The organism is Streptomyces sp. SP17BM10, from assembly GCF_036322405.1.
Classification (GTDB): domain Bacteria; phylum Actinomycetota; class Actinomycetes; order Streptomycetales; family Streptomycetaceae; genus Kitasatospora.
On record NZ_JAQYXB010000684.1, the window covers coordinates 297151 to 308664 of the forward strand.

The window sequence follows — 11514 nt, forward strand, 5'->3', positions numbered from 1 at the left end:
CTGCCACAGACCCTCCCGTCCTACCCCAACCGGGCCGCGCGCTGCCAGGCCGCGACCACCCGGACGGCATCCGCCGTGCCGGACACGTCGTGCACCCGCACCGCCCAGGCCCCGGCCCGGGCCGAGAGCACCGACACCGCAGCGGTCGCGTCGTCGCGCTCCCTGGCCGGGCGCAGCTCCCCGGTTTCCGGGTCGGCGAGCAGCGTACCCAGGAACCGCTTGCGCGATGCGGCGACGAGGACGGGACGGCCGAGCGCGGTGAGCGCGTCCAGCCGCCCGAGCAGCGCCCAGTTGTGCTCGGGGGTCTTGGCGAAGCCCAGCCCCGGGTCGAGGATCAGCTGCTCCTCCTTGACGCCGGCCGCCACCAGTGCGTCCACCCGCGCGGTCAGCTCGGCGACGACGTCCCCGACGACGTCGCCGTAGACGGCCAGCCGGTCCATGTCGGCGGACTGCCCGCGCCAGTGCATCACCACGAACGGCACGCCGGTCTCGGCGACGACGTGCGCCATGGCCGGGTCGGCCAGTCCGCCGGAGACGTCGTTGACGATCGCGGCACCGGCCGCCACGGCCCGCTCCGCGACGGAGGCGCGCATGGTGTCGATGGAGACCACGACCCCGGCGTCGGCCAACTCGCGCACGACGGGCAGCACCCGGGCGAGCTCCTCCTCCTCGGTCACCCGCTGGGAGCCGGGCCGGGTGGACTCGCCGCCGACGTCCACCAGGTCCGCGCCGCGGGCCCGGAGTGCGAGCCCGTGCGCGATCGCGCGGGCCGGGTCGTGCCACAGCCCGCCGTCCGAGAAGGAGTCGGGCGTGACGTTGACCACGCCCATCACGGCGCAGCGGCCGAGCCGCGGCAGTCCGGCCGGAACGGAGAAGGACGGCGTATCGCTCATGCCCTCATTATCGAACGGGGCCCCCGCCGAGGATTCTCGGCGGGGGCCCCGCTGGGTCCTGCGCTGCCTCAGGCGGCCTCGGTGACCTCGCCGGCGGCGGGGGCCGGCATCAGGCCCTCGCGCTGGCGCTTGCGGCCGAAGCGCGGCATGCCGAGGGTGATGAAGGCCTCGGCCTGCATCGCGGCGAAGCCGATCCGCGGCAGGTCCCGGGTGCTCGGGAAGACCAGGAAGCGCGGCTCCCACTCGGGCTGGAACTTGGCGTTGAACTTGTACAGCGACTCGATCTGGAACCAGCGCGACAGGAAGACCAGCAGGCCGCGCCAGGCCCGCAGCACCGGTCCGGCGCCGATCCGCTCGCCGCGGGCCAGCGCCGAGCGGAACATCGCGAAGTTCAGCGACACCCGGCGCACGCCCAGGTCGGGCACGGCCTGCAGGGCGGCGACGATCAGCAGCTCGTTCAGGCCGGGGTCGGCGGCGCGGTCGCGGCGCATCAGCTCCAGCGAGATGCCGTCCGGGCCCCAGGGCACGAAGTGCAGCACGGCCTTGAGGTCGTCGCCGGTCTCGCCCTCCTCGGGCGCCTTGTGGGCGGTGACCACGACGCAGTCGTCGTCGAGCGGGTCGCCGAAGCGGCCGAGGGCCATGGAGAACCCGCGCTCGGTGTCGGTGCCGCGCCAGCGGGCGGCAGCGTCGGCGATCCGGTACTTCTCGTCGAGGGTGAGGTCGCGGACGCGGCGCACCTTGCAGGAGTAGCCGTTGCGCTCGATCCGCTTGACCATCTGGCGGACGTTGCGCATCGCGCGGCCGGAGAGCGAGAACGCGGCGGTGTCGACGATCGCCTCGTCGCCGAGCTCCAGCGCGTCCAGGCCCGCCTCGCGGGTCCAGACCTCGCCGCCGACCTCGCTGCAGCCCATGACGGCCGGCACCCAGGCGTGCTCGCGGGCCTCGGCCATGAAGACCTTGATCGCGCCGGGCCAGGCCTCGACGTCGCCGACCGGGTCGCCGGAGGCGAGCATCACGCCGGAGACCACCCGGTAGGAGATCGCGGCCTTGCCGGTGGGCGAGAACAGCACGCTCTTGTCGCGGCGCAGCGCGAAGTAGCCGAGCGAGTCGCGCTCGCCGTGCCGCTCGAGCAGGCCGCGGACCTTCTCCTCGTCCTGCGGGGTGAGCTCGGGCTTGGGCTTGCCCGGGCGCAGCGCCAGGTAGGCGGTGGTGAAGGCGGTCAGCAGGCCGAGCCCGCCGAGCAGGTAGGCGACCAGGTCGGACATCCGCTCGTTGTTGTAGCGGATCGGGCCCTCGAAGCCGAAGAGGCCGTAGGCGACGTGTTCGAGCCGCTCGTACAGGCCGGGGTGGCCGACCTCGTAGCGGGTCCGGACGCTGACGATCATGAGGCCGAGCAGGACGCTGACGGCGCCCATGACGATCAGGTTGACCAGCGCGCGCCACCGGGTGCGCGGATCGGCCTTGGCGTAGAACTCGCGGCGGTGCACGAGCATCACGGCGAGGACGACGAGGGAGACGACGGCCGGGCCGATCTGGTGCCAGCGCACGATGTGCAGCGCGGCGCCGACCGGCAGCAGGACGCAGACCGCGCGCCAGGCCCGGCGCTTGCGCCGGCGCAGCGCGTGCGCGAGCAGCACCAGCAGGAGGCCGATCATCAGCGTGCCCACCGCGGCCAGGGAGGTGGTCCCGCCCGGCAGCTGGCCGGCGACGGTGTGCATCTTGGTGTGCCGGAGCTTGGGGAACACCGCACTGGCGATGTCCACCAGTCCGATCAGCAGACAGGCGTAGCCGACCGCTCCGGGCAGCCAGGCCCTCGGGACGGCAGCGGCCTGGTTGCGCAGCGTCTGCAGACCGCGACGGCGGCGCGGCTGCTCGGGGCTCGGCTCATCGGACACGGGAACACTCATGGGAGCTCAGCGTAGAGGCTGCGTGGGGCTGTCCCGTCACTCCGGGGGAGCACGTGTGATGGACCTTCATGCCTTTTCCTTCATCAGGCCATACGCACACAAAGGAACCGGAAACGGTTGGTAAACCGGTGCCGAGGCGCGCTGCGACCGAGCCGGGGGTGGGAGCCGGTGGCCACCGTTGTGCAGTGCGACGAGGGCCACCCGGACGCGTTACGTACGGTGGACGCCGCATTCTAGGGCGCCGGTTGCCCCCCGCTCGTCCCCGGCCTCCCGGACGGCCCCGGCGTCCGGACAGCCTAGTCGCGGTGGCCGCGGCTGACGGGCCGCCAGACGATGAAGCGTGCACCGACAGGGTCCCATCGGAAGGCCGACGGCATGGAACTGACCAGCGACGCGCTGGTGGACTCGCTGCTCGCACTCGGCGCTGCGGCTCTCATCGCCACGCTCTGGCTCTGGCCCCGGCTCGCCCGGCAGCGCCCGCTGCCGGTCCTCGGCCGGATCGGCCTGCTGACGGTCACCCAGGCCTCGGTGCTGGCCGTGCTGGCGCTGTCGGTGAACAACTCCTTCGGGTTCTACACGTCCTGGGACGACCTGCTCAGCCCCGGCGGCACCAAGCTCGTCCTCACCAGCAACGAGAACCACAAGGGCAGCACCCCGGTCTCGGACGCGCTGGTGCAGCCCACCACCGAGGGCGGCCTGGAGACGGTCCCGAACCTGCCCAAGGGCGCCCCCGAGGAGGTCGGCAAGATCGAGTCGGTCCGGGTCAGCGGCAAGGAGACCGGCTACTCCGACCAGATGTTCGTCTACCTGCCCCCCGAGTACTTCGACCCGAAGTTCGCGCTGGTCCGCTTCCCGGTGATGGTGGGCATCGCCGGTTTCCCCGGCACCACGCTGAACATGCTGAAGGAGCTGCCGGTCGTCCAGACCGCGGTGGACCTCCAGAAGAACGGCAAGATGCCGCCGACCATCGTCGTCCTGGCCCGCCCGACGGTCGCCCCGCCGCGGGACACCGAGTGCGTGGACGTCCCCGGCGGCCCCCGCGCCGAGACCTGGTTCGTCAAGGACCTCCCGGAGGCGCTGGGCTCCACCTACCGGATCGGCCGCTCGGCCGGCTCCTGGGGGGTCTTCGGCTACTCGACCGGCGGCAGCTGCGCGATGCGGCTGGCGATGCGCTTCCCCAACGTCTACGGCAGCGCTGTCGGCCTGCACGGCGACTTCACCGTGCGCGAGGACCAGTTCACCGGCGGCAACCTCTTCAACGGCGACAGGAACCTCGCCCAGCAGAGCGACCTCGGCTGGCGGCTGCAGAACCTCCCGGCCCCGGCCCTCAACCTCCTGGTGGTCTCCACCCGCAAGGAGGCCGACTACGCGCAGACCGTCCAGTTCGTCGAGCAGGCCCAGCAGACGGCCGCGAGCAACCCGCGGTTCAAGGTGGAGTCGCTATACCTGGACGACGGCGGCCACAACTGGGACAGCTGGATCCGGGAACTTCCGGCCTCGCTGGAGTGGATGGGCTCGCACCTCGGCTGACACGGGCGGGTGATTACCCACCGGTCGGTCCGTCCGGCCGGCGGGCTCGGGGGAACGTATCGCGACCGCCCGTCCGGCCCCGGAGGGCGCCGGACGGATCCGCACAGGAGGCGCCGTGCTGAGCACTCGCTCGCTCTTCAACGAGATCTACCGCAACGACGAGGCCTACCAGCTGTTCTGCAGCATCGCGGCCGGCGGGGAGGACCAGGGCGGCTGGGAGAACGAACGGATCACCGCGCTCACCCGGGACCCGGTCCTCGCCCCGAAGGTCGCCCGGCACGGCGCCGACGAGCGCAAGCACGGCCGGATCTTCACCCAGCTGCTGAACAAGCGCGGCCTGCCCAAGGTCGCCGTCCCCGCCGACGCCGACTACTGCATGCTGCTGGAGGCCAAGGGCGTCGGCCTGTCCCACGAACGGCTGAACAGCGACGTCCCGCTGTCCGACCGCGAGATCATCACCTACCTCGCCCACAGCCGGGTCACCGAGCAGCGCGCGGCCGAGCAGATGCGCCAGCTGGTCAAGGTGTACGGGGACGACCCCGACCTCGGGCGCGCGATGCGGATGATCTCCGCCGACGAGGACAACCACCTCGCGTACTGCCACGAGGAGCTGCTGCGGCTGCGGGCCGAGGGCCACGGCCCGTACATCCGGCACGTCCTGGAGACCTGCGCCCGCGGCGAGATCCGCACCCACCGGGACGTCGGCCTCGCCGTGACCTCCCGGATGGCCCGGATCCTGCACTGGCCGCGCTGGCAGCTGGCGGTCGTCACCCTCGGGGTGCACGCCCTCTACCTGTACGACCGCGCGGTCGGCTGGCGGCGGATGGTGCGGCTGCGGATGCCCGAGCGCCGCAACGCGCTGGGCACCCCGGCGCCCCCGCACGCCGAGCACGAGACGATCTGAGCGCTTCCGAGGACCCGGCGGGCCCCCGTGAGAGCCCTGACGGCCCTCAGCGCCCGATGATCAGGCTCATCGCCTCGGCCCGGGTGGCCGGATCGCGCAGCTGCCCGCGGACGCAGGACGTGATGGTCTTGGCGCCCGGCTTGCGGATGCCGCGCATCGACATGCACATGTGCTCGCACTCGACGACGACGATGGCGCCGCGGGGCTCCAGGATCCGCATCAGCGCGTCGGCGACCTGACTGGTCAGCCGCTCCTGCACCTGCGGACGGCGCGCGTAGACGTCGACCAGCCGGGCCAGCTTGGACAGGCCGGTGATCTTGCCGCTGGCGGACGGGATGTACCCGACGTGCGCCACCCCGCGGAACGGCACCAGGTGGTGCTCGCAGACGGACGTCAGCTCGATGTCCTTCACGAGCACCATCTCGTCGTGGCCGAGGTCGAAGGTCGTCGTCAGGACGTCCTCGGGCTCCTGCCACAGGCCCGCGAATATCTCCTTGTACGCGCGCGCGACGCGGGCCGGTGTCTCCAGCAGGCCCTCGCGGTCCGGGTCCTCCCCCACGGCGAGCAGGAGCTCGCGCACGGCGTTCTCGGCCCGCTTCTGGTCGAAGGTCCCGACGGCGGACGGGCCGTCGAGAGTCACCGGGTCGATCATGCGGGCCTCGCTTACTCAGGGGGAACGTCGGGGCGAACAGCACGGATGCCGCGCCTCCAGGGTACAAACCCTGGTGACGCGGCATCCATTCCGTCCCGGCTCCGCGAGGAGCGCCGGATCAGCCCTCCGTGGGCGGCTCGGCGGTCGGCAGCGGCGGGAGCTTCACGATGTCGACCGGAGCGGTGTCGGCCGTGGCGGCGGCGCCGTTGGTGAGCGCCAGCTCCTTGGGCGACTGCACCGGCGGCCGGGTGGACGGCGTGCGGCGGGCGGAGCCCGTCCAGGCCGGCCGGGCCGGGCGCTTGACGATCGGGGCGAAGATCTCGGCGATCTGCTCCTTGTTCAGGGTCTCCTTCTCCAGGAGCTCCAGGACCAGGTTGTCGAGCACGTCGCGGTTCTCGACCAGGATCTCCCAGGCCTCGTTGTGCGCGGTCTCGATGAGCTTCTTGACCTCTTCGTCGACCAGCCCGGCGACCTCTTCCGAGTAGTCGCGCTGGTGGCCCATCTCGCGGCCCAGGAAGGGCTCCGAGTTGTCGCTGCCGAACTTGATCGCGCCGAGGCGCTCGGTCATGCCGTACTGGGTGACCATGGCCCGGGCCGTCGCGGTGGCCTTCTCGATGTCGTTCGAGGCGCCGGTGGTCGGGTCGTGGAAGACCAGCTCCTCCGCCGCGCGGCCGCCCAGCATGTAGGCCAGCTGGTCGAGCATCTCGTTGCGGGTGGTGGAGTACTTGTCCTCGTCCGGCAGCACCATGGTGTAGCCGAGGGCCCGGCCGCGGGACAGGATGGTGATCTTGTGCACCGGGTCGCTGTACTGGCAGGCCGCCGCGACCAGGGCGTGACCGCCCTCGTGGTACGCGGTGATCTTCTTCTCCTTGTCGGACATGATCCGCGTGCGCTTCTGCGGACCGGCCACGACGCGGTCGATCGCCTCGTCCAGGATGCCGTTGTCGATCAGCTTCTTGTCCGAGCGGGCGGTCAGCAGAGCGGCCTCGTTGAGGACGTTCGACAGGTCCGCGCCGGTGAAGCCGGGGGTGCGCTTGGCGACGGCCGACAGGTCGACGTCGGGCGCGATCGGCTTGCCCTTCTGGTGCACCTTGAGGATGTCCAGACGGCCCTGGAGGTCGGGGCGCTCCACCGCGATCTGGCGGTCGAAGCGGCCCGGGCGCAGCAGCGCCGGGTCCAGGATGTCGGGGCGGTTGGTCGCGGCGATCAGGATCACGCCGCCCTTGACGTCGAAGCCGTCCATCTCGACCAGCAGCTGGTTGAGGGTCTGCTCGCGCTCGTCGTGACCGCCGCCGAGGCCCGCGCCGCGGTGCCGGCCGACGGCGTCGATCTCGTCGACGAACACGATCGCCGGGGCGTTGGCCTTGGCCTGCTCGAAGAGGTCGCGGACGCGGCTGGCGCCGACACCGACGAACATCTCGACGAAGTCCGAACCGGAGATGGAGTAGAACGGCACCCCGGCCTCGCCCGCGACGGCGCGCGCCAGCAGGGTCTTGCCGGTCCCGGGCGGGCCGTAGAGCAGCACGCCCTTGGGGATCTTGGCGCCGACGGCCTGGAACTTGGCCGGCTCCTGCAGGAACTCCTTGATCTCGTGGAGCTCCTCGACCGCCTCGTCCGCGCCGGCGACGTCGGAGAAGGTGGTCTTGGGGGTGTCCTTGGTGAGCAGCTTGGCCTTGGACTTGCCGAACTGCATGACCCGGGAACCGCCGCCCTGCATCTGGTTCATCAGGAACAGGAAGACCAGGACGATGATCACGATCGGCAGCATCGACAGCAGCAGGCTGACGAAGGTGCTCTGCTTCTCCGGGCTGATGGTGTAGCCCTCGGCGAGCGTGTTCGAGTCGTTGTCGTTGATCTGGGCCTGGAGCTTGTCGGCGATCGCAACACCCTGGTCGCCGATGTACGAGGCCTGGAACTTGCTGCCGGACGGGGTCTTGCCCGTACCGGCGTTGGACAGCGTGGCGCCGTCCTTCAGCTGGATCTTGATCGTGTTCGAGTCACCGGTGGTGATCTGCGCCGACTTGACCTGCTTCGCGTCGATCGCTGCGACGACCTGACCGGTGTCCACCGTCTTGTAGCCGTTCGAGTCCGAAACGACCTGCATCAAAACGATGACGGCGAGGACGGCCAGCACGATCCACATGATCGGCGCACGGAAGTATCGCTTGACGTCCATCCATGCGGGGCGTTGCCGCCCCGTCCCTCCTGCCACTCAGCGGCGCCGGGGGGCTGTGGGCCGCGGCGCATCCGGAATCGGTGCTCATGTGAAGAGCGGTTTATTGGACCGTACCGCAGTCGGACCCGCCGGTGGCGGGAGCACGGCGACACGGCTGTGGTTCTTTGTCCCCCCGGTCAACGGGCGGGAACAACCTCCTGTTCCCGCCCGTAACCCGAACGGGGTCCTCAGCCGCCGTAGACGTGCGGGGCGAGGGTGCCGATGAACGGCAGGTTGCGCAGCTTCTCCGCGTAGTCCAGGCCGTAGCCGACCACGAACTCGTTGGGGATGTCGAAGCCGACGTACTTGACGTCGATCTCGACCTTGGCCGCGTCCGGCTTGCGCAGCAGGGTGCAGACCTCCAGCGAGGCCGGGCCGCGCGAGCCCAGGTTGCCCAGCAGCCAGGACAGCGTCAGACCGGAGTCGATGATGTCCTCGACGATGAGGACGTCCCGGCCGGCGATGTCGGTGTCGAGGTCCTTGAGGATGCGCACCACGCCGGAGGACTTGGTGCCCATGCCGTAGGACGACACGGCCATCCAGTCCATGGTGACCTGCGAGTGGAGGGCCCGGGCGAGGTCGGCCATGACCATCACGGCCCCCTTGAGGACGCCGACGATCAGCAGGTCCTTGCCTGCGTAGTCCCGGTCGATGCGCTCCGCCAGCTCGAGGAGCTTGGCGTCGATCTCGTCCTTGCTGATGAGCACCTTCGCGAGGTCAGCGCCCATGTCGTTCTGGTCCACCGGGGATACGTCCTCAAACGTTCGGGGTCTGTGTGGCCGGCGGCCGGCTCCCCCGGGGCATGCCCGCCCGTCAGTCGCCCTGCCGCCGAAAGACCAGCGTGCCACACCTGCGGGTGGCCTCGACGCCCCCGGGTAGGTGCAGCGGCCCCTGACCCCGCCATCCGGTGACCAGCAGGTCGACGGTTTCCAGGTGACGGGCGAACAGGTCGCCGGCCGGACAGCCCGCCCGCAGCGCCGCCCGGCGCAGCACCCGGCGGCGGACGGCGGACGGCAGCTCGGCCAGTTTCGCGGCGTCCAGGGTGCCTTCGCCCGTCCGGAGGTCCCGCTCGGCCAGGGCCGCCCACTGGTCGAGCGCGTCCGCGTCGTCGCGGAACAGCCGGGCGGTGCGGGCCAGCGCCTCGACCACGCCGCCGCCCAGGTGCTTCTCCAGCACCGGCAGCACCTCGTGGCGCACCCGGGAGCGGGTGTAGGCGGGGTCGCAGTTGTGCGGGTCGTCCCAGACCGGGATCGCCTGGGCGGAGCAGGCCTGCCGGGTGGCGGCCCGGTCCAGCTCCAGCAGCGGGCGGCGGTAGCGGCCCTTCTGGGCGGGCATCCCGGCCAGCGAGCGGGCGCCGGAGCCGCGGGCCAGGCCCAGCAGGACGGTCTCGGCCTGGTCGTCGCGGGTGTGGCCGAGCAGCACCGCGATGGCGCCGTGGCGCTCGGCGGCCTCGTCCAGGGCGGCGTAGCGGGCGTCCCGGGCGGCCGCCTCGGGGCCGCCGCCGCGGCCCACCCGGACCGGGATCGCCTCGACCGGGTCCAGGCCCAGCGAGCGCAGCCGCTCGGCCACCTGGGCGGCGCGCTCGCCGGAGCCCTCCTGGAGGCCGTGGTCGACGGTGACGGCACCGACCCTCAATCCGATCTTGGGGGCCTCGAAGGCGGCGGCGATGGCCAGCGCCATGGAGTCCGCGCCTCCGCTGACGGCGACCAGGACGAGCGGCGAGCCGGGGGCGGCGGGGGTGCGGGGCAGCCCGGAGGGGTGGCGGGCGGCGTTGCCGATCAGCGTGGTGCCGACGGCGGCACCGACCAGCGGCGCGTCGGCCGCGCGCTCGCGGGCCTCGCGGGCGGGCGCGGTGAAGGTGGAACCGGCCTCGGCTGCGAGGTCGGTGAGCGTGCGGCGGACGGCCAGGCGTATCGCGGCGACGGCGGGGTGAGGGCCCACGGCGGACGACTCCTCGACGGAGGGGACAGGACGGCGGCGGGCGCGGCAGGAACCGCGCACATGTGAGCACCCTGTTACCGGGCGCTCACAGATGGTGGCAGAAAGGAGCGACCCGCTACGCCACCCGCGCCACCGGTACGACCACCGTCCCACGTTCGGGTGAATGGAGAAACGTATCTTCTCCGTCGGTCTGCCCGATTGGACCACTCGTACGAACGGGCTCGGGACCCGGTCGACCGCCGACCGGCGGCGGTCCGCCGCTGCCCCGTCAGCGGGCGACGCGGGCGACCCAGGCGGCCGGGTCGTGGATCTCCTCCTTGGTCGGGAGGGTGTTCGGGGACGTCCAGACCCGGTTGAACCCCTCCATCCCGACCCGCTCCACCACGCCCCGGACGAACACCGCGCCGTCCTGGTACTGGCGCAGCTTGGCGTCCATCCCGAGCAGCCGGCGCAGGAGCAGGTCCAGCCGGTTCGCGCCGCGGTCCCGGCGCTGCTGGAACTTCTCCCGGATCTCCGCGACCGTCGGCACCACCGAGGGGCCGACCCCGTCCATCACCACGTCCGCGTGGCCCTCCAGCAGCGACATGACCGCCGTCAGCCGGCCCAGGATCTCGCGCTGCGCGGGCGTCTGGACGACCTCGAGCAGCCCGGTGGACGCCCCGGCGGGCTCGCGGCCGCCGACCCCCGGCAGGCCGCCGCCCAGCGCGCCGGCCGCGTCGCGCAGGCGGTCCAGCAGAGCGCCCGGGTCGACGTCCGTCTCGGTCAGGAAGGACTGCACCTCGGACTGGATGTGGTCGCGCAGCCAGGGCACCGCCGTGAACTGCGTGCGGTGGGTCTCCTCGTGCAGGCACACCCAGAGCCGGAAGTCGGACGGGTCGACGTCCAGCTCCCGCTCGACGTGCACGATGTTCGGCGCGACCAGCAGCAGCCGGCCCGGGCCGGGCCCGTCCGGGCCGAGGCGCGGCTTGTCGAACAGGGCGGCCGGGCTGTCCGGCGCCTCCAGCGAGGGCTCCGCGGGGGCGAAGGTCTCGTACTGGCCGAGCACCCTGGTCGCCAGGAACGCCAGCAGCGCGCCGACCTCGATGCCGGTGGCCTTCTCCCCCACCGACCCGAGCACACCCGCGGCCGGGCCGTTCGCCCGGCGGGCCTGGAGCTTCTCCACCAGCGGCCGGACCACCGTCCGGAACCCCGCCACGTTGGCCCGCACCCACCCGGGGCGGTCCACCACGAGCACGGGCGTCGCGACGGCGTCCGCCAGGCTCGTCGAACGCATCCCGGTGAACGCCCGCACGTGCTCCTCGGCCGCCAGGGCGTGCCGGCGCAGCTCGGCCACCACGGCCGCCGCCTCCGCCCGGCTCACCTCCGGCCCCGGCCGCACCAGCCGGGTCGCGGTGGCGACCGCGAGATTCCAGTCGACCATGTCAGAACCGCCGCTCGCGCTCGTCATGCCCTCACCGTACGTGCTCCGCCCC

The 11514-nt window shown here is 72.1% G+C and carries 9 protein-coding genes; 2 read left to right on the top strand and 7 right to left on the bottom strand.

What is annotated here, in order from left to right; translation table 11 throughout:
- Nucleotides 1–20 precede the first annotated feature (20 nt).
- On the bottom strand, nucleotides 21–893 hold the full coding sequence (gene folP, locus PUR71_RS40475; RefSeq protein WP_329932302.1) for a dihydropteroate synthase: 873 nt from the start codon (nucleotides 891–893) through the stop codon (nucleotides 21–23).
- Nucleotides 894–961: 68 nt separating this feature from the next.
- Entirely contained in the window at nucleotides 962–2800 is a 1839-nt protein-coding gene (locus PUR71_RS40480; RefSeq protein WP_329932303.1) for a phosphatidylglycerol lysyltransferase domain-containing protein, read from the bottom strand.
- 375 nt (nucleotides 2801–3175) lie between these two features.
- Here PUR71_RS40480 and PUR71_RS40485 point away from each other — a divergent pair, with 375 nt between their 5' ends.
- Nucleotides 3176–4330: an alpha/beta hydrolase gene (locus PUR71_RS40485; protein ID WP_329932304.1), complete on the top strand. Its 1155-nt coding sequence runs from the start codon at nucleotides 3176–3178 to the stop codon at nucleotides 4328–4330.
- A 115-nt stretch (nucleotides 4331–4445) separates the two neighbouring features.
- A complete protein-coding gene (locus tag PUR71_RS40490; protein ID WP_329932305.1) occupies nucleotides 4446–5234 on the top strand; it encodes a ferritin-like domain-containing protein in 789 nt (262 codons plus the stop codon).
- A 46-nt stretch (nucleotides 5235–5280) separates the two neighbouring features.
- Here PUR71_RS40490 and folE read toward each other — a convergent pair whose 3' ends face one another.
- The 5 genes from folE to PUR71_RS40515 form a co-directional block, all read right to left on the bottom strand.
- Nucleotides 5281–5886: a GTP cyclohydrolase I FolE gene (folE, locus tag PUR71_RS40495; RefSeq protein WP_329932306.1), complete on the bottom strand. Its 606-nt coding sequence runs from the start codon at nucleotides 5884–5886 to the stop codon at nucleotides 5281–5283.
- Between the two features lie 118 nt (nucleotides 5887–6004).
- Nucleotides 6005–8062 (bottom strand): ATP-dependent zinc metalloprotease FtsH, encoded by a 2058-nt coding sequence (gene ftsH / locus PUR71_RS40500; RefSeq protein ID WP_329932307.1) that lies wholly within the window; start codon nucleotides 8060–8062, stop codon nucleotides 6005–6007.
- Between the two features lie 227 nt (nucleotides 8063–8289).
- Entirely contained in the window at nucleotides 8290–8844 is a 555-nt protein-coding gene (gene hpt, locus PUR71_RS40505) for a hypoxanthine phosphoribosyltransferase (RefSeq protein ID WP_030059589.1), read from the bottom strand.
- 70 nt (nucleotides 8845–8914) lie between these two features.
- On the bottom strand, nucleotides 8915–10042 hold the full coding sequence (tilS, locus tag PUR71_RS40510) for a tRNA lysidine(34) synthetase TilS (protein ID WP_329932308.1): 1128 nt from the start codon (nucleotides 10040–10042) through the stop codon (nucleotides 8915–8917).
- A gap of 268 nt (nucleotides 10043–10310) precedes the next feature.
- The gene (locus PUR71_RS40515; RefSeq protein ID WP_329932309.1) at nucleotides 10311–11489 is read right to left on the bottom strand and encodes a zinc-dependent metalloprotease; all 1179 of its coding nucleotides are present in this window, start codon (nucleotides 11487–11489) and stop codon (nucleotides 10311–10313) included.
- Between the last annotated feature and the right edge of the window lie 25 nt (nucleotides 11490–11514).